Origin of the sequence: Janthinobacterium sp. EB271-G4-3-2, assembly GCF_020858035.1 — a bacterium.
Lineage (GTDB): Bacteria > Pseudomonadota > Gammaproteobacteria > Burkholderiales > Burkholderiaceae_D > Janthinobacterium > Janthinobacterium aestuarii.
On sequence record NZ_JACYMG010000008.1, the window covers coordinates 208,678 to 233,920 of the forward strand.

General features: G+C 63.2%; 22 protein-coding genes and 1 tRNA gene. 6 read left to right on the forward strand and 17 right to left on the reverse strand.

Going from position 1 to position 25,243, the window contains the following annotated elements; genetic code table 11:
• Nucleotides 1-40 precede the first annotated feature (40 nt).
• The 6 genes from IGS55_RS18140 to IGS55_RS18165 all read right to left on the reverse strand — a co-directional run bounded on the left by IGS55_RS18140 (nucleotide 41) and on the right by IGS55_RS18165 (nucleotide 4,840).
• Entirely contained in the window at nucleotides 41-1,009 is a 969-nt protein-coding gene (locus IGS55_RS18140; RefSeq protein WP_230516754.1) for a FecR domain-containing protein, read from the reverse strand.
• A 3-nt stretch (nucleotides 1,010-1,012) separates the two neighbouring features.
• Nucleotides 1,013-1,531: a sigma-70 family RNA polymerase sigma factor gene (locus tag IGS55_RS18145; RefSeq protein WP_072457695.1), complete on the reverse strand. Its 519-nt coding sequence runs from the start codon at nucleotides 1,529-1,531 to the stop codon at nucleotides 1,013-1,015.
• Nucleotides 1,532-1,716: 185 nt separating this feature from the next.
• Complete coding sequence (locus IGS55_RS18150) at nucleotides 1,717-2,535, reverse strand: sulfotransferase family protein (RefSeq protein WP_230516755.1); 819 nt, start codon at nucleotides 2,533-2,535, stop codon at nucleotides 1,717-1,719.
• A 251-nt stretch (nucleotides 2,536-2,786) separates the two neighbouring features.
• Nucleotides 2,787-3,878 (reverse strand): redox-regulated ATPase YchF, encoded by a 1,092-nt coding sequence (gene ychF, locus IGS55_RS18155; RefSeq protein WP_034753282.1) that lies wholly within the window; start codon nucleotides 3,876-3,878, stop codon nucleotides 2,787-2,789.
• 153 nt (nucleotides 3,879-4,031) lie between these two features.
• Complete coding sequence (locus IGS55_RS18160; protein WP_034753279.1) at nucleotides 4,032-4,265, reverse strand: helix-turn-helix domain-containing protein; 234 nt, start codon at nucleotides 4,263-4,265, stop codon at nucleotides 4,032-4,034.
• Nucleotides 4,265-4,840, reverse strand: a complete 576-nt coding sequence (locus tag IGS55_RS18165; RefSeq protein WP_230516756.1) for a DUF2975 domain-containing protein — start codon at nucleotides 4,838-4,840, stop codon at nucleotides 4,265-4,267. The genes IGS55_RS18160 and IGS55_RS18165 overlap by 1 nt, the downstream gene beginning before the upstream one ends.
• Before the next feature lie 118 nt (nucleotides 4,841-4,958).
• On the opposite strand from IGS55_RS18165, the gene IGS55_RS18170 reads away from it, so the two are divergent.
• Nucleotides 4,959-6,056, forward strand: a complete 1,098-nt coding sequence (locus IGS55_RS18170; RefSeq protein ID WP_230516757.1) for a serine hydrolase domain-containing protein — start codon at nucleotides 4,959-4,961, stop codon at nucleotides 6,054-6,056.
• On the opposite strand, the gene pth is transcribed toward IGS55_RS18170, so the two are convergent.
• The 7 genes from pth to IGS55_RS18205 form a co-directional block, all read right to left on the reverse strand.
• Nucleotides 6,057-6,641, reverse strand: coding sequence for an aminoacyl-tRNA hydrolase (gene pth / locus IGS55_RS18175; protein ID WP_230516758.1), 585 nt, complete (start codon nucleotides 6,639-6,641; stop codon nucleotides 6,057-6,059).
• Nucleotides 6,642-6,754: 113 nt separating this feature from the next.
• Nucleotides 6,755-7,363 (reverse strand): 50S ribosomal protein L25/general stress protein Ctc, encoded by a 609-nt coding sequence (locus tag IGS55_RS18180; RefSeq protein WP_230516759.1) that lies wholly within the window; start codon nucleotides 7,361-7,363, stop codon nucleotides 6,755-6,757.
• A gap of 166 nt (nucleotides 7,364-7,529) precedes the next feature.
• A complete protein-coding gene (locus tag IGS55_RS18185) occupies nucleotides 7,530-8,480 on the reverse strand; it encodes a ribose-phosphate pyrophosphokinase (protein WP_034753270.1) in 951 nt (316 codons plus the stop codon).
• Between the two features lie 150 nt (nucleotides 8,481-8,630).
• Nucleotides 8,631-8,707: transfer RNA gene (locus tag IGS55_RS18190), tRNA-Gln, on the reverse strand.
• 78 nt (nucleotides 8,708-8,785) lie between these two features.
• Nucleotides 8,786-9,670, reverse strand: a complete 885-nt coding sequence (ispE, locus tag IGS55_RS18195; RefSeq protein ID WP_230516760.1) for a 4-(cytidine 5'-diphospho)-2-C-methyl-D-erythritol kinase — start codon at nucleotides 9,668-9,670, stop codon at nucleotides 8,786-8,788.
• Nucleotides 9,667-10,317 carry an outer membrane lipoprotein LolB gene (locus IGS55_RS18200; RefSeq protein ID WP_230516761.1) on the reverse strand — a complete coding sequence of 217 codons (651 nt, stop codon included), beginning with the start codon at nucleotides 10,315-10,317 and terminating at the stop codon, nucleotides 9,667-9,669. Before IGS55_RS18200 ends, ispE begins: the two co-directional genes overlap by 4 nt.
• Before the next feature lie 59 nt (nucleotides 10,318-10,376).
• Complete coding sequence (locus IGS55_RS18205) at nucleotides 10,377-12,179, reverse strand: tetratricopeptide repeat protein (RefSeq protein ID WP_230516762.1); 1,803 nt, start codon at nucleotides 12,177-12,179, stop codon at nucleotides 10,377-10,379.
• A 167-nt stretch (nucleotides 12,180-12,346) separates the two neighbouring features.
• On the opposite strand from IGS55_RS18205, the gene mutM reads away from it, so the two are divergent.
• The 5 genes from mutM to IGS55_RS18230 are packed head-to-tail and all read left to right on the forward strand — an operon-like array spanning nucleotide 12,347 to nucleotide 18,705.
• Nucleotides 12,347-13,183, forward strand: coding sequence for a bifunctional DNA-formamidopyrimidine glycosylase/DNA-(apurinic or apyrimidinic site) lyase (mutM, locus tag IGS55_RS18210; RefSeq protein WP_046681687.1), 837 nt, complete (start codon nucleotides 12,347-12,349; stop codon nucleotides 13,181-13,183).
• A 20-nt stretch (nucleotides 13,184-13,203) separates the two neighbouring features.
• The gene (locus IGS55_RS18215) at nucleotides 13,204-15,105 is read left to right on the forward strand and encodes a dynamin family protein (protein ID WP_230516763.1); all 1,902 of its coding nucleotides are present in this window, start codon (nucleotides 13,204-13,206) and stop codon (nucleotides 15,103-15,105) included.
• 23 nt (nucleotides 15,106-15,128) lie between these two features.
• Nucleotides 15,129-16,292: an A/G-specific adenine glycosylase gene (mutY, locus tag IGS55_RS18220; RefSeq protein ID WP_442908177.1), complete on the forward strand. Its 1,164-nt coding sequence runs from the start codon at nucleotides 15,129-15,131 to the stop codon at nucleotides 16,290-16,292.
• Complete coding sequence (locus IGS55_RS18225; RefSeq protein WP_230516764.1) at nucleotides 16,292-18,094, forward strand: sensor histidine kinase; 1,803 nt, start codon at nucleotides 16,292-16,294, stop codon at nucleotides 18,092-18,094. The genes mutY and IGS55_RS18225 overlap by 1 nt, the downstream gene beginning before the upstream one ends.
• A complete protein-coding gene (locus IGS55_RS18230; RefSeq protein WP_230516765.1) occupies nucleotides 18,091-18,705 on the forward strand; it encodes a response regulator transcription factor in 615 nt (204 codons plus the stop codon). The genes IGS55_RS18225 and IGS55_RS18230 overlap by 4 nt, the downstream gene beginning before the upstream one ends.
• On the opposite strand, the gene IGS55_RS18235 is transcribed toward IGS55_RS18230, so the two are convergent.
• From IGS55_RS18235 to IGS55_RS18250, 4 genes are all read right to left on the reverse strand, one after another.
• Entirely contained in the window at nucleotides 18,702-21,911 is a 3,210-nt protein-coding gene (locus tag IGS55_RS18235; protein WP_230516766.1) for a molybdopterin dinucleotide binding domain-containing protein, read from the reverse strand. The genes IGS55_RS18230 and IGS55_RS18235 overlap by 4 nt on opposite strands.
• Before the next feature lie 10 nt (nucleotides 21,912-21,921).
• Entirely contained in the window at nucleotides 21,922-23,034 is a 1,113-nt protein-coding gene (nrfD, locus tag IGS55_RS18240; RefSeq protein ID WP_230516767.1) for an NrfD/PsrC family molybdoenzyme membrane anchor subunit, read from the reverse strand.
• A gap of 3 nt (nucleotides 23,035-23,037) precedes the next feature.
• Nucleotides 23,038-23,748 carry a sulfate reduction electron transfer complex DsrMKJOP subunit DsrO gene (gene dsrO / locus IGS55_RS18245; protein ID WP_058049488.1) on the reverse strand — a complete coding sequence of 237 codons (711 nt, stop codon included), beginning with the start codon at nucleotides 23,746-23,748 and terminating at the stop codon, nucleotides 23,038-23,040.
• Nucleotides 23,749-24,105: 357 nt separating this feature from the next.
• Entirely contained in the window at nucleotides 24,106-25,242 is a 1,137-nt protein-coding gene (locus IGS55_RS18250; protein ID WP_230516768.1) for a deoxyguanosinetriphosphate triphosphohydrolase, read from the reverse strand.
• Nucleotide 25,243 lies beyond the last annotated feature (1 nt).

Consider the following 25,243-nt stretch of genomic DNA (forward strand, 5'->3'; position numbering starts at 1 on the left):
GAACGAGAATGCAAAACCCTCAATCGGGTCCGCGAAATTGTCAGGCAGCGGCCTGGACGGTCACCCAGTAGCGCGTGCGCGCAACGATTTGCACGGGCAAGGCCAGCGCCAGGTTGTGCAGCGCGCGGTCCGTGTCGCGCAGGGAAAACACGCCGTTGACGGTGAGGCTGGCCACGGCCGGGTCACAGCGCAGCAGGCCGGGACGGTAGCGGGCCAGTTCCGCAAGCAGCTCATCGAGGCGCATATTGTCGGCCACCAGCACTCCTTTGGTCCAGGCCGCGGCGCTGGCGGACGCGGGTGCGCCAGACTGCACGATGTCGGCCGAGTAGACGGCGCCCTGGCCCGTGTCGATGCGCACGGGACGGCCAGGCGCATGCCCGAGGCGTACTTCGACGGCGCCCTCGAAGACGGCCACGCGCGACGTGTATTCGTCTTGGCGTAAAGTAAAACGCGTGCCCAGCGCCTGCACCGTGCCATGGCGGCCCTGCACGCGGAAAGGCCGCTGGGCCGGATCGGGATCGTGCGCCGTCGTGACGAGGATTTCGCCGCTGCGCAGGATCAGCAAGCGCTCGCTGGCGCCGAAGCGCACATCGATGGCGGAAGCGGAAGCGAGCATCACGCGCGTGCCATCCGGCAAGGTCATCTCGCGGATCTCGCCCGTGGCCGTGCCGTGCCCTGCGGTGGCCACTTGCCACGCATCCGTGCCGCGCAGCATGTAGGCCATGCCGCCCACGGGCAGCAGCACGGCCAGCAGTTTCAGGGTACGGCGGCGGTTCAGGTAGGCCGCTGGCGCCGGTTCGCGCAGCGCGTGCCGGGCCGCGTCGCGCGGCACGCTATGCAGCTTGCCCTCGAATGCCTGCAAACGCTGCCAGGCGATGGCGTGGTGCGGATGGGCGGCGCACCAGCGTGCACAGGCAGCCCGGTCTTCGTCGCTGGCGTCATCGGACCACAGGCGCGCCATCCATTGGGCCGCCTGCCGCACGATGGCCGGTGCAATCACCACATCCATGGTTCAGGCGCCTTGGGCGTGCATGGCCTGGTAGCAGGCCAGCAGGCCGGCGGCGATGTATTTTTCGACGGACGAGACGGACACCTGCAATTCGGTGGCGATGTCGCGGTAGCTCAGGCCATCGAGTTTGCACAGCAACAAGGCCTTGCGTGCCTTGGCGGGCAGCTGGTGCAGCACCGCGTCGATTTCCGTCAGCGCCTCGATCACCAGCGCGCGCTCTTCCTCGGACGGCGCCAGCGCTTCGGGCACCAGGGCCAACACTTCCAGGTAGGCGGCCTCGATCTGGCGGCGGCGGTACAGGTCGATGACCATGCCATTGGCGATCTGCGTCAGGTGGCGGCGCGACTCCCCGGCCGGCGGCACCCTGCCCGTCTTCATCAGGTGCAGGTACACGTCATGCGCCAGGTCGGCCGCGTCGAAGGCATTGCCCAGTTTACGGCGCAGCAAGCCACGCAGCCAGTGATGGTGGTCGGTGTACAGACTGCTGACTTGCTGCTGAAGCGCTAACTCGGCGGTGCTCACGATACCCTTCCTGTGACAACGCTCCCTGGTAAAGGCGGCGCCTTGGATGCAAATGAGAATTATTTGCATCCATTATATGCGAAAGGTCAACGTAAAAACAAGCAACAGGCCAGGAGAGACGGGCCAGGCGAACATTGGGTACCGATCACAAACAAGGTCGTGACCCGTCTGGCACGGCGACTCGCTTATTCCGTGTATCCGAAAGCCTGCATTGCTTCGCCTGCCTGGCGGCGGCATTTCTCACGCCCCTCTTCAGTCATTGCTGTCTCGAACTGCCGCACAGTTCCCGTATTAATCTCGTTATAAAGATTACTGTGATGACTGACCCCTTGGTAACGGGTGCTCCTGTTTTCCGGACGTAACATGCCATCGGTATATTCAACACCCATGAATTGCGCCACGCCGGTCAACACCCGGGCAGGATTGACCACGAAGTCTTCGTAACGTATAAGCAAGTAATTCTCCGCCACTTTTTCCATCTCGTATTTCAAATACAGATTGGTTGACGACCAGATTCTGGGAAAATACTCGTCGAAATCTTCCGCCCATCCCGTCCGGTTCAACGACAGCATCAGATCACGAATGTCACGCACGATATGAATAACTTTGTCCGCGCCGCCTAGCGCGCCAGACTCGATCAGCATTCGCATGGACATCAGGTCATTGGGGGACTTGTCGCCAGCCATTTTTCTTCCGGCCACCTCAGCCAGCTTCGCATAAATGGCATGGATGATGGCGTTGGCATCATAGGCGGAGTCAAATACGCAAGCACGTATCTCATCCTTGCTGACATATTGCCCTAGGCTGGCGGAAAAACGGGTCGAACTGACAATCAGCTTGAAGATCAATTCCCGGCCAATGGCCGCATCCCTGACCCGGTTGATGAGAAAGGCGAGCGGCACGATGAAATCGGTTTCGTCCGGAACAACAAGATCGGGGTGGGAGCTGATGCATTGCGCCAGCAGGGTGGTACCGGAACGTGGGGAGCCAAAGATATAAAACACAGGAGTAACCTTTCAACTTCATTGCGAGAAATATAGCCAAAGAAGTATAAAAGCCCATCGCAATGGGCTTTCCATTGCTCAGACAGATGACGAATGTTCAGTATGCCAAGGCAGACCCGGCATACTGAAGACACTACATGATGCGACGGCAGTTGCTGCTGGGTCGCGCTGCCATGCTGTACCCACGCTCTACGAACGGCAGCGTGCCACCAGTCTGGCCAACGGCCTTCAAGCCGCTCACCTCATTGGAGTCAGACGTTGAACAGGAAGTTCAGCACGTCGCCATCCTTGACCACGTATTCCTTGCCCTCGGCGCGCATCTTGCCCGCTTCCTTGGCGCCCGCTTCGCCCTTGTAGGCGATGAAGTCGTCATAGGCGATGGTTTGCGCGCGGATGAAGCCGCGTTCGAAGTCGGTGTGGATCACGCCGGCCGCTTGCGGTGCCGTGGCGCCCACGGGGACGGTCCACGCGCGCACTTCCTTCACGCCTGCCGTGAAGTAGGTTTGCAGGCCCAGCAGCTTGTAGCCGGCGCGGATCAGACGGTCCAGGCCTGGCTCTTCCATGCCCATGTCGGCCAGGAAAGCGCCCTTGTCGGCATCGTCCAGATCGGCGATTTCCGCTTCCAGCGCCGCGCAGATGGCGACGATAGGGGCGTTTTGCGATTGCGCATAGGCCGTCAGCTGGTCCAGCAGCGGGTTGTCCGTGAAGCCCGAATCGGACACGTTGGCCACGAACATGGCCGGCTTGGCCGTGATCAGGCACAGCGGCTTGATCAGTTCCATTTCGTCCGCGTCCAGGCCCATGGCGCGCACGGGCTTGGCGTCGTTCAGGTAAGGCATCATGCGTTCCATGATGGCCAGCAGCTTGGCCGCGTCCTTGTCGCCCGAGCGGGCTTTCTTGTTTTCGCGGTGGATGGCTTTTTCCACGGTGCCCATGTCGGCCAGCGCCAGTTCGGTCTGGATGACTTCGATATCGTCGAGCGGGTTGATCTTGCCGGCCACGTGGATGACGTTGTCATCTTCGAAGCAGCGCACGACGTTGACGATGGCGTCCGTTTCGCGGATGTGCGACAGGAACTGGTTGCCCAGGCCCTCGCCCTTCGATGCGCCTGCCACCAGGCCGGCGATGTCGACGAATTCCACGATGGCGTTGACCATGCGTTCCGGCTTGACGATGGCGGCCAGCGCATCCATGCGCGGATCCGGCACTTCGACGACGCCGACGTTCGGCTCGATGGTGCAGAACGGATAGTTTTCAGCCGGGATGCCGGCTTTCGTCAGTGCATTGAACAGGGTGGACTTGCCGACGTTCGGCAAGCCGACGATACCGCATTGGAGACTCATGGAAAACCTTTAAATAATCAATATTGCCGGCAAGCGGCTGGTGCAAAACGGCCGTTGCGGGCGTTTTCTGGATAATCTTGCTGTATTAATGCTCGTAAGGGTCAATTGTACCTCTATGCACCCTACTCTTCAAAAAAACCGCCCTCTGTGCCGCTAACTGCCGCCATCCCCGTCGTCCGGCTGCGACGCATCGAATTCCAGGATGTCGCCGGGCTGGCATTCGAGCATCTCGCAAATTTTCGACAGGGTATCGAAACGCACGCCGCGCACCTTGCCCGATTTCAAGAGGGACAAATTCTGTTCCGTGATGCCGATGAAGGCGGCCAGTTCCTTCGATTTCACTTTTTTCCTGGCCAGTACCAGGTCGAGACGCACGACGATACCCATCAGATGAACCCGCTGTTTTCATCGGCCAATCTCTGGCCTTCATGGAGGATTTGCGCCAGCGCAAAGAATACGGAACACAGCAGCAAGGTCCACAAGTCGCCGCCCGTGATGTCGATGACCAGGCGCAACTGGCTGGTCCCCTCTTCCAGCAAGCCGAACAGCATGCCGCGCACGGTCGGCTCGAGCAAAGTCAACACCGTCCCCAGCAGCAAGCCGCCGGCGAAACGGCGAAAGTGCCGCGCCACCTGCGGCGTAAAAAACACGCCCTGCTCGAACTGGCGCAAGACCGCGGCCAGCTGGCGCACGGCGTCGCCCAGCACGCACAAGGCCGGCAAGGCCAGCGCCAGGCCCAGTCCCCGCTGCCAGAAAGGCATGGCAGCTAGGCGCTCGAATGGCTGGCTCTGCAATTGCAGCAACAGTTCATACATGCCGGCGCCGCCGACGGCTCCCTGCACGGCCGGCGCGGGCGCCAGCCAGCCCAGCACCGTCAGCAGCAGGTACAAGACAAAGAATCCTGAAACGCCGTAGCGCACGCGCCGGCTCAGCGCCGCGGGCGCCGTCTGATTTTTTTTCATATTTAAAAGTATACGAAAGCGGCTGGTGCCGCTAGAATAAATTATCGTAAAACAATAATTAAATCATGTTTTGCGACCATTTTAACATGTTCGCCCACCCCTATCGACTGGAGACACCATGAAAACCCTGCTTGCCTCACTCGTTTGCAGCACCGCCTTTTTGCTCAGCGGCGCCGCCCGCGCCCATGATTTGCACGCCATGCTGCAGCAGGCGCTGGCCGACAAAAGCGTGCCGGCCATGGCCATACTCGTGATCCGCGACGGCAAGATCGATGCGCAGGCGCAAGCTGGCGTGCGCGCCAATGACGGCCACGATGCCGTGCGCGCCGATGACGTGTGGAATATCGGCTCCGACGGCAAGGCCATGACGGTGACCCTGATCGCGCGGCTGGTGGAACGGGGCGTGCTGTCGTGGGATGCGCCGCTGTCGCGCATGCTGCCCGCGCTGGCCGGCGGCATGCGCGCCGAGTACCGCGACGTCAACCTGATGGATCTGCTGTCGCACCGCGCCGGCCTGCCGCCCAATCCCGATGAAGCGTGGATCGACTCCACCTACGCGGACACGCGCCCCTTGCCGCTGCTGCGCCAGGAGTACGCGCAGCGCGCGCTGGCCGACGCCCCGGTGGCCGCGCCGCGCGGCGAATCGCACTACTCGAACAGCGGCGCCATGATCGCCGCCGCCATCGCGGAAAAAGCCACGGGCAAGACGTATGAGGAACTGATGCAGGCCGAAGTGTTCGGTCCGCTGGGCATGCGGGCCGCGTTCGGCCCCACCGCGCGCGGGCAGAATCTGGGGCATAAGGAAGGCAAGCCGATCGCCGGCCTGATGGCCAGCAATCCGCTGATGATGGCGCCCGATGGAGAGATTCACCTGAGCATGCAAGACTGGGCCAAGTTTGCGCTCGATCAACTGCATGGCGAACAAGGCAAGGGCAAGCTGCTGAAACGGGAAACGTATGTGTTGCTGCACACGGCGCAGGGCGACACGAACGCGGCCCTGGGCTGGGGCGTGATGCATTTTCCACCGCAAGCGCCGCAGCGTGTGCTCACCCACCTGGGCTCGAACGGCTACTGGCACGCGCTGATCGCGCTGGCGCCCGGCAGCGGCGACGGCTTGCTGATCGCCGCCAACGCGGGCGAAGGCAGCAGCGCCCAGGCCAGCCAGCAGCAGATGGCGAAAACCATCATGGCCGGCTTCGGCCAGGCAGGGAAATAACTAGGCGGTATGGAGTTTCATCGTCGCGGCCTCGAACTTGCCTTCGACGATCTGCGGCATCACCTGCAAGGATTTGTCGATCGCTTGCTCGATCAGCTCCTGGTCTTCGCGGCGCGGGCGGTGCAGCACGAAGTCGGGCACCTGCTGCTGCAGGCTCAGGGTGCGCGGGTGGCCGATGCCCAGGCGCAAGCGCCAGTAATCCTGCGTGCCCAGCGCGGCCGTGATGTCTTTCAAGCCATTGTGGCCACCGGCCGAGCCGCCCTTTTTCAGGCGCGCGATGCCGGGCATCAGATCGAGTTCGTCGTGCACGACCAGTACTTCATCGGCGGCGATCTTGAAGAAACGCGCCAGCGCGCCCACGGACTGGCCCGAGCGGTTCATGAAGGTCAGCGGTTCGAGCAGCCAGACTTCGTTGCCGCCGATGGACGTTTTCGCCAGCATGGCGTTATAGCGCGAATCGCGCTGCAAGCGCGTGCCGGGCAGGCTGTTGGCAAGATTGTCCACCAGCCAGAAGCCGGCATTGTGGCGGGTTTGTTCGTATTCGGGTCCCGGGTTGCCGAGGCCGACGATCAGGCGTATGGGCATGGCTGTGTCTGCAATTAAAAAACGTATTATCGGTGAAAACAGGCAGAAAAAAACCCGCGCGGCGAACCTGGCGGGTTTTTCCTTGCAACTACCGCATTGCTGCGGCGGCAAAATTACTTCTTGTCGGCTTCAGCAGCAGCGGCTTCGGCTTCAGCAGCAACGTGGCCAGCCGGTACCGAAGCGGTAGCGATGGTCAGGTTGGCGCCGTGGGTGACAGCGGTCACGCCAGCTGGCAGGACCAGGTCGCCAACGTGCAGCGAGTGGCCGACGTCGATGTTCGACAGGTCAACGTTGATGAATTCTGGCAGTTGGCCTGGCAGGCACGAAACTTCGATTTCGTTGGCTACGTGGCTGATGGTCGCGCCGTGCAGTTTGACTGCCGGGGAAACGTCAGCGTTGATGAAGTGCAGCGCCACTTTCACGTGGATAGCTTGCTTAGCGTCAACGCGCTGGAAGTCAGCGTGCAGAACCAGTTGTTTGTATGCGTGGACTTGGAAGTCGCGCAACAGAACTTGCTGGGAAACGCCGTCGATTTCCAGATCCAGGATCGACGAGTGGAACACTTCTTTTTTCAACGCGTGGTACAGGGCGTTGTGATCCAGCGAGATCAGCACAGGGGCTTCAGCGCCACCGTAGACGATACCAGGGCTTTGGCCGGAAATGCGCAGGCGGCGGCTCGCTCCGGAACCTTGCAATTCGCGTTTAAATGCGATAACTTTCATGTGAAACTCCAAGAAGAACAAGGCTTGCGCCTTGTGTTATGAGGATGCCCGCGACCAGGAATCCTCGGAAATGGGGTGCAAAACACCCCGAAAATTAAAACACTGCGGCGCAACAGGCAAAAAGCCGGTCGCGCCGCAGGCATTACGTCTGTTACTGCTGATCGAATCAGTCGATGAACAGCGAGATGACGGAGTCACCCTTGATGATGCGTTTGAACGTCTCGGCCAGCAGCGGCGCGCACGTCAATTGACGGATCTTGCCGCAGGCCAGGGCCGCTTCGGACAGGGGGATCGTATCGGTCACGACCAGCTCATCGAGTGGCGAGGCCGAAATACGGTCGATCGCCGGGCCCGACAGCACCGCGTGCGTGCAATACGCCACGACTTTTTTCGCGCCGCGCTCTTTGAGCACTTCGGCAGCCTTGGTCAAGGTGCCTGCCGTGTCGACCATGTCATCCATGATCACGCAGTTGCGGCCTTCGACTTCACCGATGATGTTCATCACTTCGGACACGTTCGCTTTTGGACGACGCTTGTCGATGATGGCCAGGTCGCAGCCCAGGCGTTTTGCCAGGGCGCGCGCACGTACCACACCGCCGACGTCCGGCGACACCACCAGCAGATCCTGGTAGTTTTTCTTTTGCAGGTCGCCCAGCAAAATTGGCGAAGCGTAAATATTGTCGACTGGGATATCGAAGAAACCTTGAATCTGGTCAGCGTGCAAGTCCATGATCAGGACGCGCTCGACACCGGCTTCTTCCAGCATGTTCGCCACCACCTTGGCCGAAATCGCCACACGCGCGGAGCGTGGACGACGGTCTTGGCGGGCGTAGCCGAAGTAAGGAATCGCGGCGGTGATGCGGCCAGCGGAAGCACGTTTCAAGGCATCAACCATCAGCATGATTTCCATCAGGCTGTCGTTGGTTGGAGCACAGGTGGATTGCAAAACAAAAACATCCTTGCCGCGTACGTTTTCGTTAATCTCGACCATTACTTCGCCGTCGGAGAATTTCGAAACGTTTGCTTTACCGAGAGGGATGCCGAGGTTTTTTGCGACCCCCTCTGCCAACGCTGGATTCGCGTTGCCGGTAAAAACCATCAGGTTTTCGTAAGCCATGGGAGTCCCAAGAGGTGATAAAGAAGTCTTGAAAAGCACTAACCGGGCATAGGCCCGGTCAGTCATTGTTTAGAATATGCCGCGTGGCGGCACATCTGCTTTTTCCCGTACTGGACGCCAACTTCGCATCGACAGACTACGGTGAAATGGTGGCAGGGGAAGAAGGATTCGAACCTTCGCATGCTGGAATCAAAATCCAGTGCCTTAACCAGCTTGGCGATTCCCCTACGTTACTGACTGCTTGCCGTCATGTTGGCCAGTATTATACCGACTATTTGACGCTAAGCAAAATCTTTTTTTGCTCTCTACAACATGGTGAGCATCGGATGGCGATTCAGCGCTTTTGCCTTCCAGGCGATCCAGACTGGCGGCACATTACTGAGCACCGCATCCGCTTCTTCCTGACTGCCAAACGCACTAAACACACAAGCACCGGAGCCAGTCATCCTGGCCTCACCGTAAGCACCCAGCCATTCTACCGCATCTGCTACCGGCTTGAAAAGACTGCATGCCACTTGCTGTAAATCATTCTTACCAAACCCGCCCGCATCGTTTCCTTTTGCGAGGTGCCTGGAAAAGTCCGCTATTGTGACGGGTTCGGTATTTCTCGTCAAGCCTTCCGCGCAAAAAATTGCGGCGGTCGGCACTTGCACGCCAGGCTCGATCACGACATACCAGCATGCGGGCGTGGCGACGGGCTGCAAGGCTTCGCCCACGCCTTCGGCAAAGGCGTTTTCGCCAAAGATGAAAAACGGGATGTCGGCGCCCAGCGGCAAGCCCAGCGCCATCAATTCCTCGCGGCTCAAACCGGCCTGCCACAGGCGGTTCAAGGCCATCAGGGCAGTGGCCGCGTCGGACGAACCGCCACCGAGGCCGCCGCCCATGGGCAGCACCTTGTCGATGGCGATATCGACGCCGCGCGGCAAGGCGCCCGTGCGGCGCAGCACTTCGGCCTGCAGCAGCCTGGCGGCACGGATGATCAGGTCTTGCTCCTCCGGCACGCCAGCGAGCGCCGTCACGCGGCGGATCGCCGTGTCGTCGCGCAGCGCGAAGTGCAGGGTGTCGCCATGGTCGAGCAACTGGAACACCGTCTGCAGCAGATGGTAGCCATCGGCACGGCGGCTGTTGACGTGCAAAAAGAGGTTCAGCTTGGCCGGGGCCGGGCAGTTATTCAGGGTCGTCAACGTCATTGTGCTTGAGCCGATGGAGCGGGATCGAGCACGATGCGCAGCGACACGGCATCGGCCTGCGCGCTGGCATTGCGTTCGGCATCGATACGCCGCGGTTGGGGCAAGGCGCCCGGTGTATTGTCGGCCGCATTTTGCCCTACTTCTTGCCAAGACACATAGCGCAAGCGCCAGCCGTCTTTCGTGGTGACGCTGTCGTTGGCCGGCGAAGCGACGAAGCGCTTGCCATCGGCACCCACGGCATGGCCTTGCAGCCAGTCGCGCAAGCCCGACACGGGCAAGGACCAGCCCAGCATCTGCGCGCTCAGGGCATCGACGTCAGGCGCGCTGCGCGGCGCCTTGCCGCTTTGCGTCAACACGGCTTGCTGCGGCGTGACGGCGATCGTCGCCAACGTGCTGCCGACGGGCGAATACAAGGTCACGTCCGTGCGCTGCGCCGTCTGCTGCCAGTTGAAATTGACGGTGGCCGATTCGGGCTTGTCATCTTTCTGGTACACGACGTTCAGGCGGCCAGTCAGTTCGACCTGTTCGCGGTAGGGCGCGACGGTTTGAGCGGAGGGCGCGGCGCCGGACGAGAATGGGGAAGTCAGGGTCGAACAGGCCGAGAAGAACAGGCAGACGAGCGTGAGGGGGAGCAGTTTTTTCAACATGGGCACAAGGAAAAACCAGCGCCATGGCGCTGGTTTTATAGTTTAGTTAATCGATTCAATCACAAACTGACATTCAAGCGCGCCAGCGTACTTTTCAGCGCATCGTTTTTCGGGTCCTTGCTTTGCGCCTCGCGCCACAGCTTTTGCGCTTCGGCCTTGTCGCCCTTCTGCCACAGCACTTCGCCCAGGTGGACAGCGATTTCCGGATCGCTGCGCACGGCATAGGCGCGGCGCAGCGCGTTTTCCGCGGCGGCCAGGTTACCCATGCGGAACTGCACCCAGCCCATGCTGTCCATGATGAACGGGTCGCCGGGCGCCATCTGCAGCGCTTTTTCGATCAGCGCATGGGCTTCTTCCAGGCGCAGGCCCCGTTCGGCCAGCGAATAACCGAGCGCGTTGTACGCGTGCTGGTTGTCGGGCGCCAGCGCCATCACGCGGCGCAGGCTCGCTTCCATCAGCTCGAATTTATCCAGGCGCTCGGCCAGCAAGGCGTAGTCGTACAGCAGCTCCGGATTGTCGGGAAAACGCAGCAAGGCGTTTTCCATCACCGTGTACGCGCTTTGCACGTAGCCGGCGTCGCGCAGGAATTGCGCGTCGACCAGCAGCACCTGCGCCTGGCTTGCCGGATCGTCCGTTTCAATTTCCGTCAGCGCCTTGCGCGCCGCATCGAGATTGCCGCCGCGGGCGATCAGCTGGGCGCGGCGCAAGCGCGCCTCGACATAGCCGGCCGACGCGCTGTTGTCGACCTTGTCCAGCCAGGCGATGGCGCCGGCCGTGTCGCCGCGCGTCTCGGCGATCTGCGACAGTATCATCAGGGCCTTGAACGGATCGCGCGTATCGCCAGGATTTTTCTCCAGCACGGCCAGGAAGCGCTTGAAGTACTGCTCCGCGCCCTTGGTGTCTTCCAGCTGCAGCGCCACGATGCCGAGCGCGTACAGGCCGCCCACGTTATCGGGCTGGCTTTTCAGCAGCAGCAGGAACTGCTCGCGCGCCGGCTCCAGCTGTTTTTGCTCGACCAGCAGGCGCGCATACGCGCCGCGCACTTCGACGGCGTCCGGATTCTTTTGCAGGAAAGCGGCCAGCACCTTGTTTGCCGCCTCGGGTTCGCCCGTCACCTGCGCCAGGGTCAGCGCGGCCAGTTCGGAGTTCGGCTTGATGGCCAGCGCCTTGTTCGCTTCACGGATGGCGCGCTCACGCTCGCCAAGCGACAAGGCGCCCTGCGCCAGCACCAGGTGCGCTTCGAACATGTCCAGGTAAGGCTGCACCAGGCGCGTCATCATCGAATAGGCATACAGCTTGTCATTCGAGCGCGACAAAATCTGCTGCATCTGGAACAGGGCCACGCCGCGCGCGCCACCCGGCGCATTGGCCAGGCGCTCGGCGAAGATCGGTTCCGCTTCCTCGATCTTGTCGGTCAGGACGACAAAGCCGAGGAAGAATTGCGTCGCCTCGTCCGATTCCGGCGCCAGCTCGCGCCACAGGCGGATGGCCGCCAGCGCTTCGCTGCCCTGCTTGGCGGCCAGCGCCATTTCGGAAGCGCGGCGCGCCAGGCGCGGATCGCGCGTCTGCTGCGCCGCCACCATCATCGTCACGTACGGCCCTTGCCACTGGCCGCTCTTGAATTCCATTTCCGCGCGGGTCAGCTTGTACAGCAAGTCGCTGCTCAATTCGACCTTGGGCAAACCATCCGCCTTGGCGTCTGCTTTGGCGTCCGCCTTGGACTCGGCGCCCTCCTCCCGCGGCGCGGCGGGCGCGGACGCAGCAGGGCTGGCCGCGGCATCGGCGGGGGCGACAGGCGTCTGCGCCATGGCATGCGTGGCCATCAGGGCGGACAAGGTTACAATGGCGAAAGCGTTTTTCAAAGGCGGATCCTGGCTAAACGGCAAAGTTTGATTCTACGCCCAACGCGGCCATCGCGTACTTCACGTATGTAACGAAATATATACGTCGTGGCGGCGTAGCCTGCCAGGGCCAGCCCTCGGCCGGCAAGCCGCCTGTTTTTTACCCGGTTTTCAACCATTCGAGCCCTATGCCAGAATTGCCAGAAGTCGAAGTCACACGGCGCGGTGTCGCGCCCCACCTCGAAGGGCGCGCCGTGCGCTCCGTCGTGCTGCGCCGCGACGGCTTGCGCTGGCCCTTCCCCCCTGCCCTGGGCGAACAATTGTCGGGGCAAACCATCGGCCTGACGGGGCGGCGCGGCAAATACCTGCTGATCCACTTCCGCCACGGCACCCTGATCATCCACCTGGGCATGTCGGGCCATTTGCGCGTGCTGCCGACGGGGACGGAAGCGCAAAAGCACGACCATTTCGACCTCGTCGTGGAAGATGCGGACGGCGGCAGCCAGGTGCTGCGCATGACGGACCCGCGCCGCTTCGGCGCCGTGCTGTGGCACGACGAGGCCGACGGCCCGCTGGACGGCCACGCGCTGCTGCGGGGACTCGGCACGGAACCGCTGGAAGGCGGCTTCACGGGCCAGCTGCTGTTCGAAAAAACGCGCAACAAGGGCACCAACATCAAGCAGGTGCTGATGGCGGGCGACATCGTCGTCGGCGTGGGCAATATCTATTGTTCCGAAAGCCTGTTCCGCGCGGGGATCAACCCGAAGACGCCAGCGCGGCGCATCGGCCTGGCCCGCTATGAGAAACTGGCGCAAGCGATCCGCGACGTACTGGCCGAAGCCATCGTGCAAGGCGGCAGCACCCTGCGCGACTTTATCGGCGTGAACGGCCAGTCCGGCTACTTCCAGCAGACGTATTTCACGTACAACCGCGCGGGCAAGCCCTGCCGCGTGTGCGGCGCGCCTATCCGCCAGATCGTGCAGGGACAGCGTTCCACGTTCTACTGCGTGAATTGTCAAAAGTAAGCATAGGTAAAGGGGAGCAGATGGTCAGAGACCTGGAACAGTACAGCGCATGGCGGCAGGACGTGCAAGCCGCCTTGCAGGCATACCGGCAAGCCGCCAGCGCGGCAGGCCTGGTCGACGGCGCCTCCGCGCTGCGCCTGGCGCGCTGTGGTTCCCGCCTGCTCGACGACCGTTTATCCGTCGCCTTCGTGGCGGAATTCTCGCGCGGCAAATCCGAGCTGATCAACGCCATCTTCTTTGCCGGCTACGGCCAGCGCATCCTGCCCTCGGGCGCGGGCCGCACCACCATGTGCCCCACCGAGCTGCTGTACGACGCGGCCTGGCCGCCATCGATCCGGCTGCTGCCCATCGAGACGCGCGCGCAGAACCTGTCGACCAGCGACTACCGCGACCTGCCCGCCGCCTGGACCATTCTGCCCCTGAACATCGAGGCGGGCGGCGACATGCAGGAAGCGATCCGCCAGGTCAGCCTGACGAAAAAAGTCAGCGTCGAAGAAGCGGCGCGCTACGGCCTGTACGACGCCGACGACGCGGATGCTCCCGCCATGCTCGACGAGGACGGCCAGGTGGAAATCTCCATGTGGCGCCACGCCATCATCAACTTCCCCCATCCGCTGCTGAAACAGGGCCTGGTGATCCTCGACACGCCGGGTCTGAACGCCATCGGCACGGAACCTGAACTGACCCTGAACCTGATCCCGAATGCGCACGCGGTACTGTTCATCCTGGCGGCCGACACGGGCGTCACGCGCAGCGATATCGAGGTATGGCGCAACCATATCGGCGCCGGCGCGGGGCGCCTGGTGGTGCTCAACAAGATCGACAGCATGTGGGACGAATTGCGCGGCGATGCCGAGGTGGCGCAGGCGATCGAACGCCAGCAGGCCAGCGTGGCCCACTTGCTGACGCTGGACGCAGGTCAGGTGTTTCCCGTCTCGGCGCAAAAGGCCCTCGTGGGCAAGATCAACGACGATGCGGCGCTGCTGGAAAAGAGCCGCTTGCTGCCGCTGGAGACGGCCCTGTTCGAGGAGCTGATCCCCGCGCGCAAGCACATCATCCGGCGCCAGCTGGCGTTCGACCTGGACGCCATCGAAGCGGCGCAGCAGGTGCAGGCGGCGGCCCGCGCGCGCGGCATCGCCGAGCAGCTGCACGAGCTGCACAGCCTGCGCGGCAAGAACCAGAGCGTGATCGCGCACATGATGCGGCGCATCGATATCGAGAAAAAGGAATTCGACAGCAGCCTGTTCAAGCTGCAGGCGACGCGCGCCGTGTTTACCCGCCTGTCGACGGAGCTGTACACAAGCCTGGGCATGGACATCGTGCGTGACGATATCGACGGCGTGCGCGCCGCCATGCAGCGCAGCCGCTTTTTCACGGGCCTGCGCGAAGCCGTGCGCCAGTATTTCGAGCGCATCGCCAGCAACCTGGATCGTTCGGAAGGCAAGACGGCCGAGATCACGGAAATGATGAACGTGATGTACCGCAAATTCGCCTCCGAACATGGCCTGGCGCTGGCCTTGCCGATGCCGTTTTCGCTGGCCCGCTACCGCCAGGAGATCGCCGACATCGAAGCCGTCTACCATAAGCAGTTCGGCACGGCGACCCTGCTCACCACCAGCCGCGTCGTGCTGATGGAAAAATTCTTCGACACCATCGCCTCGCGCGTGCGCCGCAGTTTCACCAACGCCAACGACGACGCCAGCGCCTGGCTGAAAGTCATCATGGCGCCGCTCGAAGCGCAGATCGTCGAATACAAGGAACAGCTGAAACTGCGCTTTGCCTCGATCCAGCGCATCCACGACGCCACGGGCAGCCTGGAACAGAAAATCGCCGGCTTTGAAGCGAGCCTGGCGGCGCTCGAACGCGACAAGGCGCAGCTGGCGCAATTGCTGGCCACTTTGCGTGCGGCCAGCGCAACATAGACAACAGAACACTGGAATCCTGCATGAAACGTTTGCTGCACCCGCTCTCGCCCGCCACGGGCATGGCACCTTTTGAAGAGTATGTCGACCCGACTTTTTCCGCCACCGTCATCGCCTGGCAAAAGCAGCATGGCCGCCACGCGCTGCCCTGGCAAAACACGCGCGACGCCTACCTGATCTGGCTGTCCGAAATCATGCTGCAGCAAACGCAGGTCACCGCCGTGCTCGGCTACTACGCGCGCTTCCTCGAACGCTTCCCCACCCTGCGCGACCTCGCCAGCGCGCCCGTCGAAGACGTGATGGCGCAGTGGAGCGGCCTCGGTTACTACACGCGCGCGCGCAACCTGCACAAGTGCGCGCAGCGCGTGGTGGCCGAATACGACGGCGTGTTCCCCAGCGACCCGCTGCTACTGGCCGAGCTGCCCGGCATCGGCCGCTCGACGGCCGCCGCCATCTCCGCGTTTTCCAGCGGCACGCGCGCTGCCATCATGGATGGCAACGTCAAGCGCGTGTTCGCGCGCACCTTCGGCATCGACGCCTATCCCGGCGAAAAGCGGGTCGAGGAAGCCATGTGGCGCCGCGCCGAAGCGCTGCTGCCTGAAACCGGCATCGAAGCCTACACGCAGGGCCTGATGGACTTCGGCGCCACCCTGTGCACGCGCAGCAGCCCCGATTGCGGCCGCTGCCCCTTGCAGCCGCGCTGCGTGGCCTACGCCACCCATCGGGTTAAAGACTTACCTGTGCGCAAACCGAAGAAAACCAGCCCCGAAAAACACGCCGTCATGCTCGTCATCATCGACGATGGCCAGGTGCTGCTGGAACAGCGTCCCGGCTCGGGCATCTGGGGCGGCTTGCTGTCCCTGCCCGAACTCGATGGCCACGTGCTGGCCGGCGAAGACTGTCCGCGCGACATCGACCAGGATGCGCTGGCGCGCGCCGTGGCGCCGTTCGGCGAAATCGAATCGCAGGAACGGCTGCTGCCCATCGTCCACGTCTTCACCCACTACAAGCTGCACATCGTCCCCTGCCGTATCACCCTGGCGCGCCGTCTGGCGCTGGCCGGGGAAGCGACGCACGTCTGGTACGACGGCGCGAGAATCGCCGATGCGCCGCTGCCCGCTCCCATCAAGAAACTGCTGCTGGACCTGTTCGGCGATGCGCGTTCGGCGCAACGCAGCATGTTTTAGTGCGCAGGCTTGCCGTACTGGCGCTGGCGATCCTGTTCTCGCCAGTGCATGCCGACACGACGCTGCCGGAAGTCAGAATAGGCGTACTCGCCTACAAGGGCGGCGACGCGGTGCAGCAGGACTGGTCGTACGTGACGCGCCACCTGCAGGCCAGTATTCCCGGCATCCGTTTCATCCTGGCCGACTACGACCAGGCGGGCCTGACGCGCGCCGTCCAATCGCAAGCGATCGCCTTCGCCATCACCAGCAGCGGCCACTACGTGGCGCTCGAACACAGCGACGGCGCCAGCCGCATCGCCACCCTGGAATCGCCATGGACGGACTCGCCGCGCCAGGCCATCGGCTCGGCCATCGTCGTGCGCAGCGCGTCGCCGCTGCATGACCTGGCCGACCTGGCGGGCAAGAACGTGATGGCCGTGGCGCCCGACGCCTTTGGCGGCTACCAGATCGCCGCGCGCGAACTGCGCGAAGCGGGCATCGATCCCACGCACGATTTTGCCAGCCTGCGCTACAGCGGCTTTCCCTCGCAGCAGATCGTCGACGCCGTAAGGTCGGGGCACATGGATGCGGGCATCGTACGCACCTGCCTGCTCGAACAGATGGTGGCGCGCGGCGAAGTACGCGCCGACGAACTGCGCGTGATCACCACGCGCCCGATTCCCGGCTTTCGCTGCGCCAGTTCGTCGCGCCTGTATCCGGACTGGCCCTTCGTGGCCCTGCGCCAGACGCCGCCCGCGCTGGCGAAAAAAGTGGCGCAAGCCCTGCTGGCCATGCCGCGCACCGGTGAAGGCTACAGCTGGACGGTGCCCAGCGATTACCAGATCGTCGATGAACTGTTCCGCGACTTGCACATCGGCCCTTACGCCTATCTGGACAAGCTGACCTTCGAGACGGCCCTGCGCCGCTACTGGGGCTGGATGCTGCTGGTGCTGGCCCTACTTATTGCCTGGGCCGTGCACACGGTGCGCGTAGAATACCTGGTCAGCCGGCGCACGGAGCAATTGCGTGCCGCCCAGCACCAGCAGCGCGCGCTGGAAGAACAGGCGCGCCAGCGCCAGGCCACGCTCGACCACACGGCGCGCCTGGCGATCCTGGGCGAAATGGCCAGCGCCATCGCGCACGAATTGAACCAGCCGCTGGCGGCCATCGGCAATTTCGCGCGCGGCATGGCGCGCCGCATCACGGCGGGCCGCCTCGACGCGGCGCCCCTGCTCGACGGCGCGCAGGAAATCGCCACGCAAAGCGAGCGCGCGGGTGCCATCATCCGCCACATCCGCGCGATGGCGCAAAAGCATCCCGCGCACAGCACGGCCTTCGCCCTGGCCGGCGCCGTGGCGCAAGCCGTGGCACTGTTCCGCGCGGCCCATCCGCACGCCCATATCAGCTGGAACCACGAAGGCAGCAATCTTGAGCCGCGCGTGCTGGCCGACCCGCAGCAAGTGCAGCAGGTGCTGCTCAATTTGCTGAAAAATGCGCTCGATGCGCAGGTGGGAAACGGCAATCCGCAGCATCCGATCGGCGTGCTGCTGCACCGTGAAAACGGCGCCTGCACGGTAGCCGTGCGCGATGCGGGATGCGGCCTGCCAGCGGCGCAGATGGCGCGATTGTTCGAACCGTTTTTTACCACCAAGGCCGAAGGCCTGGGACTGGGCATGTCGCTCAGCAAAAGCATCATCGAATCGTTCGGCGGCAGCCTGTCGGCCCACGCCAATGCCGATGCGCCAGGCTTGACGGTCTGGTTCCGCCTGCCCGAAGATAGCCATATGGAAGCGCACAAGGAAATACAAGAGGAAACACCATGAATGAAAGCGATGCGATCATCTTTGTCGTCGACGACGACGCCGCCATGCGCCGCTCGCTGGCCTATCTGTTCGATTCGGCCGGCTGGCAAGTGCAGACGTTCGAGTCGGCGCGCGATTTCCTGCAGCGCTACGAAGGCCATGCGCCCGGCTGCCTGCTGCTCGACGTGCGCATGCCTTTGATGAGCGGGCTGGAATTGCAGCAGGAACTATCACGCCACGCCATCGCGCTGCCCGTGATTTTCCTCAGCGGCCACGGCGACCTGGCCATGGCCGTGCAGACGATGAAGGCGGGCGCCTGCGATTTTCTGGAAAAACCATGCAAGGACCAGGTATTGCTGGACGCCGTCTCGCGCGCCGTGGCCCGCAGCGTGGAAGAAAGCCGCAGCGCCGCCAGCACAAATACGGCACAGGCGGCATTGGCGACATTGACGGCGCGCGAGCGCGAAGTGGCGCTGCTGATGGCCGAAGGCAAAGCGTCGAAAGTCATCGCCCGCGAACTGGGCATCAGCGACAAGACGGTGCAGGTGCACCGCCATAACACGATGGAAAAACTGGGCCTGCATTCAGCAGCCGAGGTAGCCCGGCTGCTGATGGCGGGTGGTCAAATCTAAGTCCGCACAATGCGCGCCGGCAGCCCCTGCCGCACCGACGTGCCCGAAACGGGATCGACAAACACGTTCTTGTCGCCGCGGCTCGGATCCGTCAAGCCCAGGTCGTTCAGGTTGATGCCAGCGCCGATGGTCGGTTCGTCGGGCTGCTGCGACTTGCCGATGCGGTGGGCGCGCGCGCCGTGCTCCTTGTGGCCGAAACCATGCTCGATGGCGATCACGCCGCGCTGCACGCCGTGGCGCAGCATCACCGTCGCCCTGGCCTTGCCGCCCGGCGTTTCCAGGTAAATCACGTCGCCATTTTGCAGCTTCAAGCGGGCCGCGTCGTCGGGGTGCACGGCGACCGGGTTGTCCGGATGGATGCCGCGCAAGCGCCGCGCGCCGATGCTGTACGAATTTTGCAGCGCCGATTTAAAGCTGATCAGTTCGAACGGCCATTCGCTGGCCGGATAGGCCTTGCGCACGGGCGTGCCATCGGCAAACGCCGCCACTCGCCACGCGGGCGTGCCGGGAAAACGCTTGCCGCTCAAGCTGTTCTTGCTCACGCCCAGGCCCTCGTTGTACAGCATCATCGGTTTCAGGTAACGGTGCGTGGACCAGTCCTGCGGATACGGCGACTCGTCGGTCACGGGTGCAGGTACTGCCGGCGCCTTGGGGTTCGCGGGCGGCGGCAGGCGCAGGCCGAACATCTCGCCATAGCTCTGGTAGCGCCCTCCCCGCGCCAGCATGAAGGCCACCTTGCGCCACTCTTCCGGCTTCAGGGTACGCTCCAGCTCGGGACGGATGCGCACCACGCCGGACAGGTCGATGTCGTCGTCGCTCGCGTCAGGCACGGACGTTTTTCCTTGCCAGGCGATGTTGGCGCCACCGCGCAGATACCAGTCTTCCGCCCGCTGCAATGGGAAGCGCTGGCCATCCATGTCTTGCAAGGCGTCCGGGCCGAAGCCAGGCAAGGCCATCGTTTTTGCCAGCGCGATGAAGAACGATTCCATGCAGATGCTCTGGCCGTCCGGTGTCTTTTGCACGCGCGGCTCGACCACGGGCCAGCGCGCCGTGCTCATTTTGACGGGCATGCCGCCCCAGGCGCCGGCCCAGCCCCAGCTTTCATACAGCAAGGTATCGGGCAGCAGGTAGTCGGCAAAGGCCGAGCTTTCATTGATGAAGGGATCGATGGCGACGATCAGAGGAATCTTCTTCGGATCGGCCAATTCCTTGCCGATCTGCGCGCGCAAGCCCGTGATGCCGTAGACGGGATTGCAGCTCCACAGTATCAGCGCCTTCAAGGTGTACGGGTAGCCGTTCATGGCGCTGGTGAGCCACTCGGTGGCCAGCGCGGGCGCGTTCGGATACCACGGCGCCCTGGCCGGATACGCCTTGCCCGCTTCTTTCTTCAGCTTGAATTCCGAGGTTTTTTCATACGGCACATTGCGCCCGATCGGCATGCCGGCCACCTTGATCTCGCCGTCAAAACTCTCGAGGTTATAGCGCGGACCGGGTCCCGCATCCTTGAAGCTGCCGCCATTGACGAGGGTGCCGCCCTTGCGGTTCAAATTGCCGATCAGGGTATTGAGCATGACCAGTGCATACGCGTTGTAAAAGCCGGCGCCCGACATCATGCCGCCATGCGCATTGACGGCGGCGCGCTTGCCGTGGCTGGTCAATTCCTGCGCCAGGCCTTCGATGATGTCGCGAGGGATGCCGCAAGCAGCCGCGTAGTCATCCATGCTGTGGCGCTGCGCTTCCTCGTTGAGCATCGTCATCGCCGTCTTCAGGTGCAGCGGCGCGCCGGCCACGTCCAGCGGGCCGTCGAAGAACAGGCGCGCCTCGCCCTTGGCTGCGTTGTGCTGCACGATGGCCTGCGTGGCGGCGTCGATCACGCAGAAGGCGTCACCATCCTTGTAGCGCTCTTCTTCCGCCAGTTCCACCGCACCGATGTCCGACGCGCGCAGGTAGCGGCCATCGCGCGGATGGCCCTTTTCGTTGATGATCAGATGCGTGGCGTTGCACCAGGCGGCCTCGCCCGCCGCTTCCGCCACCTTCAGGTTCGGCTGCACGAGGAAGTTGCGGTCATAGCGTTCGTGCTCGATGATCCAGCGGATCATGGCCATGGCCAGCGCGCCGTCCGTACCCGGCTTGATCGGCACCCAGCGGCTGCGGTCACCCGCGGCCAGGCTGTCGGCATTCGTCAGCACGGGGTCGACGACGACGTAGCTGAAGTCGCGCTTGCCCGAACGGGCTTTCGCGATCAAGGTGCCCTGGCGCTTGAACGGGTTGCCCGCATTGCCCGGCGCCGTGCCGACGAAAATGCAGAACTCCGTGTTTTCCAAATCCACTTTCGCGTGCGGCATTTTCTTCATGTCGCCGAACATGGCGCCCGAGCCGCTGCGGTAGGCGCCGCCGCAATACGAGCCGTGGTTGACCAGGTTCAGACTGCCGTACGATTGCTTGAAAAAACGCGTGCCGAACGCCAGGCGGCCATCGTCGGTGCTGCACATCAGGCCCACCTGATTGACTTGCGGACCCAGTTCCGGCTGCGCCGGATCGATCGGCTTTTCCAGCTCGCGCAAGGCGCGCAAGCCCTGCACATGGCCTTCGCCAAACAGGTCGCCGCCTTCCGTCACTTCCTTGACCAGTTGATCGAAGGCGATCGGTTCCCACTGGCCGCCGCCGCGCGGCCCCACGCGTTTCATGGGCGCCAGCACGCGGAACGGCGACTCCATCTGTTCCAGCACGCCGTTACCACGGCCGCAAGCCGTCGAACGGCCTTTCAAGCCCTTTTCCTGGAAGCGCGACAGGGAGACAAAGCTGTCGCGTATCGACGTTTGATATGGCAGCGCAGGGTCGGCCGACAGGGGGCTATACGGATTGCCCGCCACGCGCAAGACCTTGCCGCTTTTTTTATCGAGGCGCACGCGCACGCCGCAAAACGTGGTGCAGCCCATGCACATGGTGTAGCTGACCTGCTGGTCAGGATTGACCGTCAGCTTGCCCGTGGCCGTGTCGACGGAAAACTCGGGCGGCAGGGAATTGCCGTGCAGTTTCTGCACAGGTTTATCTTTACCCAGCGCGTGGTCGACCATGCGGCCGGCCGTGGTGGAAAAGCTGGCGGCAAACGCGGCCAGGCCACCGCCGATGGCGCCATAGCGCAGCAGCTTGCGGCGTTTTTCATTGTCGTCCTCAGGGACGTCGTCGTGTGTGTGTTCGTTCATTTCTAGCTCCTCAGTGCGTGGCCATGGCGGGACGGTTGCGTGCAGCGACGACGCGTCCGGCCCATGGCAAAAATTCCAGCATCAGCAACAGCAGCGCAATCCACAGGCCGGCCGTGCCGATAATCCCCATCAAGCCATCGTTCCCCATCGGCAGGTGGTAGTCGTACAGGCCCGCGCCCGTTTTCGGGATCGTCTGGCCGCCGATGAAAATCGTCCAGCGCATCATCCAGGCGCTATGCAGCGCGATCAGGCCGTTGACCAGGCCACTCGTGGCCGGACGCCAGATGGCCAGGGCCATCGGCACGATGGCCGACAGCACGGCCCAGACAGCCGTGAACTGCCATTGCGGCATGCCGGCCACCTGGGCGAACGCCATGCTGTGGCTGGCGCTCACGCCGGAGAGACTCACGAACAGCCAGCCGCCGCCCAGGGCCAGCACCAGCGCCAGCGACAGGGCCAGCGCGCGGTTCAGCGATACTTCCAGCGCCTGCTCGCGGCCCGGCAGGAAGCGGTTGAACAGCAGCGCCAGGCCCACCGCTCCGACAAAGGCCGTGGCGGCAAATTGCGCCGGCAGAAAGGGCGTGAACCACAGGGGACGGGCACGCACCACCATCACTTCCATGCCCGTGTACAGGCCCACCACGAAGGCGGCCAGCAAGGTGCAGGCGGCGGCGATGCGGATGGCGCGCAAGGAAGCGGCGCCACCGCGCCCCAGCAATCGATAGGCAAAGGCGAGGCGGTCCTGGCCCTGTCCCCGCGCGGCAAAATCCACGCGCAGCGCCAGCCACGCGTACAGCATCAGGCACCCCAGATACAGGGGAATAAAGAACGAGCCCCACGACATCCACGATTGCGGCTGGAAGTAGATATAGAAATGGTAGAAGCGGCCCGGCCCATGCAGGTCGGCCAGCAGCGCCACGGGCGCCGTCATGCCGCACACGAGGGACGCCAGCAGCGCGATGCGCCCCAGGCGTTCATACGCCTTGCGGCCGAAGACGAAGTACGGCAAGGTCAGCATGAAGCTGCCGTAACTGAGGCCGATGAGGAAAAAATACTGCACCGCCCACGGCAGCCATGCCGCTTCGCGCGTGACGTTGACAATTTCGGTGATGTGGCTGTCCATGGTTTATTTCCCGTGTTTGCTCGGTTGCCAAAGAGTCGCTTCGCCTTCGACGTGGCCGGCGAAGCGCGTGTCCAGTCCCAGGTAAAACACGTGGGGCTGGGTGCCCTGCTCGGGTTTCAGTACCTTCACCTTGTTTTCGGTGAGCAGCTGGTGCACCAGGCTTTCCGGGTCATTGAGGTCGCCGAAGATGCGCGCGCCGCCCACGCAGGTTTCCACGCAGGCCGGCAGCAAGCCTTCGTCGACGCGGTGTGCGCAGAACGTGCATTTGTCGGCCTTGCCCGTCTCGTGGTTGATGAAGCGCGCGTCGTACGGGCACGCTTGCACGCAGTAGGCGCAGCCCACGCAGCGGTCGCCATCGACGACGACGACGCCATCCTTGCGCTGGAAGGTGGCGCCCACGGGACAGACGGGAATGCAGGGGGGATTGGCGCAGTGGTTGCACAGGCGCGGCAGCATGTAGGTACCGCAGCGGTTCTCTTCCTTGACTTCATAGGTGGAGACGACGGTGCGGAAGCTGTTTTCCGGCACGGCGTTTTCCATGATGCAGGAGACCGTGCAAGCCTGGCAGCCGATGCACTTCTGCACATCGACCACCATCGCCCAGCGCTGGCCGCCTTCGCCCTTCGTGGCCGCCTTGCCTGGCAGCGGTGCGATGGCCGCCCCGATGGTTACGGCTGGCAAGGCGCGCAAGAAACTGCGGCGCGATTCAATCATGACACTCTCCTTGACTATGGGCGGCAAGCCCTTGTTGACTTGCTGCCATGATAGAAAAGAAGTTGCCGTACGGATATTGGGGTGATCGTGCGGGGGCCTAGATGATCATGCCGATTGACAGGACCGACAATGCGGAGTAGGTCGGATTAGCGGGGCCGCCGAGGCGCGCCAGCGCGTAATCCGACAACATTGTTGGCATAAAGTGTCGTGGTATCGCGCAGACATGTCGGATTACGCTACGCTAATCCGACCTACGTCGGATTCCCCATGGCCGCTTGCATTGGTAGGTCGGGTTAGCCGGCACGGCGTAACCCGACACGCAGCGTCGCGCGGGCAGGTCAGTGCCCGCAGTGACCGTTACAGCTCGTCGAGCGAATACAGCCGGCGGTGCTCGCGGATCGCGTAGCGGTCCGTCATGCCGGCGATGTAGTCGGCGATCTTGCGCGCCTGCTTTGTCACATCATCGCCGTTGACCTGATAATCGGGCGGCAGCAGGGCCGGTTCGGCCATGAAGCTGTCGTACAGTTCGCGCACGATGCGGCTGGCCTTTACGCGCATGCGGTTGACCTGGTAGTGGCGGTACAGGTTGGCCCGTAAAAAGCGCTTCAGGTCCGTCGCATCCTTGCGCATGGCGTCCGAAAAACGGATCAGCGGGGCACTGGCGCGCACTTCGTTCACGTCACGCGGCGCGGCATCGGCAATCAGGCCGGTCGAGGTGACGATCAGATCGTCGGCCAGGGCCGTGATCAGGCGGCGCAGGGTTTCATAGATGGCGCGCCGGCCCGACAGGCCGGGAAACGCCTGCTGCACGTCGCGCCACAGGCGGCCGAAGAATTCCACCTCTTCCAGCTGGGCGATGGTGATCAGGCCGGAACGCAAGCCATCGTCGATATCATGGCTGTTGTAGGCGATTTCATCGGCCAGGTTGGTCAGCTGCGCTTCCAGGGTCGGTTGCGTGCGGTCGATGAAGCGCTGCGCCACGGGACCGAGTTCGCGCGCATGCGTCAGCGAGCAGTGTTTCAGGATGCCTTCGCGCGTCTCGAACATCAGGTTCAAGCCGTCGAAGGCGCCGTAGTGCTCTTCCAGGGTGTCGACCACGCGCAGGCTTTGCAGGTTGTGCTCGAAGCCGCCGTGTTCCTGCATGCATTCATTGAGCACGTCCTGGCCCACGTGGCCGAACGGCGTGTGGCCCAGGTCATGCGCGAGCGCGATGGCTTCCACCAGGTCTTCATTGAGGCGCAGGTTGCGCGCGATCGAGCGGCCCACTTGCGCCACTTCCAGGCTGTGCGTCAGGCGCGTGCGGAACAGGTCTCCCTCGTGGTTGAGGAAAACCTGCGTCTTGTATTCGAGACGGCGGAAGGCCGAGGAATGGATGATGCGGTCGCGGTCGCGCTGGAACTGGCTGCGCGAGGCGTGCGGCGCCTCGGCAAAGCGACGTCCCTGCCCCTGTGCCGAATGGGCCGCGTACGGAGCGAGGAAGTCTTCGGGCAGCATG

Coding starts and splice junctions, on each gene's coding strand:
- IGS55_RS18140 (WP_230516754.1), bottom strand. CDS start 1,009: ATGGATGTGGTGATTGCACCGGCCATCGTGCGGCAGGCGGCCCAATGG.
- ychF (WP_034753282.1), bottom strand. CDS start 3,878: ATGAGTCTCCAATGCGGTATCGTCGGCTTGCCGAACGTCGGCAAGTCC.
- IGS55_RS18160 (WP_034753279.1), bottom strand. CDS start 4,265: ATGGGTATCGTCGTGCGTCTCGACCTGGTACTGGCCAGGAAAAAAGTG.
- IGS55_RS18165 (WP_230516756.1), bottom strand. CDS start 4,840: ATGAAAAAAAATCAGACGGCGCCCGCGGCGCTGAGCCGGCGCGTGCGC.
- IGS55_RS18170 (WP_230516757.1), top strand. CDS start 4,959: ATGAAAACCCTGCTTGCCTCACTCGTTTGCAGCACCGCCTTTTTGCTC.
- pth (WP_230516758.1), bottom strand. CDS start 6,641: ATGCCCATACGCCTGATCGTCGGCCTCGGCAACCCGGGACCCGAATAC.
- IGS55_RS18180 (WP_230516759.1), bottom strand. CDS start 7,363: ATGAAAGTTATCGCATTTAAACGCGAATTGCAAGGTTCCGGAGCGAGC.
- IGS55_RS18185 (WP_034753270.1), bottom strand. CDS start 8,480: ATGGCTTACGAAAACCTGATGGTTTTTACCGGCAACGCGAATCCAGCG.
- ispE (WP_230516760.1), bottom strand. CDS start 9,670: ATGACGTTGACGACCCTGAATAACTGCCCGGCCCCGGCCAAGCTGAAC.
- IGS55_RS18200 (WP_230516761.1), bottom strand. CDS start 10,317: ATGTTGAAAAAACTGCTCCCCCTCACGCTCGTCTGCCTGTTCTTCTCG.
- mutM (WP_046681687.1), top strand. CDS start 12,347: ATGCCAGAATTGCCAGAAGTCGAAGTCACACGGCGCGGTGTCGCGCCC.
- IGS55_RS18215 (WP_230516763.1), top strand. CDS start 13,204: ATGGTCAGAGACCTGGAACAGTACAGCGCATGGCGGCAGGACGTGCAA.
- mutY (WP_442908177.1), top strand. CDS start 15,129: ATGAAACGTTTGCTGCACCCGCTCTCGCCCGCCACGGGCATGGCACCT.
- IGS55_RS18230 (WP_230516765.1), top strand. CDS start 18,091: ATGAATGAAAGCGATGCGATCATCTTTGTCGTCGACGACGACGCCGCC.
- IGS55_RS18235 (WP_230516766.1), bottom strand. CDS start 21,911: ATGAACGAACACACACACGACGACGTCCCTGAGGACGACAATGAAAAA.
- nrfD (WP_230516767.1), bottom strand. CDS start 23,034: ATGGACAGCCACATCACCGAAATTGTCAACGTCACGCGCGAAGCGGCA.
- dsrO (WP_058049488.1), bottom strand. CDS start 23,748: ATGATTGAATCGCGCCGCAGTTTCTTGCGCGCCTTGCCAGCCGTAACC.
- IGS55_RS18250 (WP_230516768.1), bottom strand. CDS start 25,242: ATGCTGCCCGAAGACTTCCTCGCTCCGTACGCGGCCCATTCGGCACAG.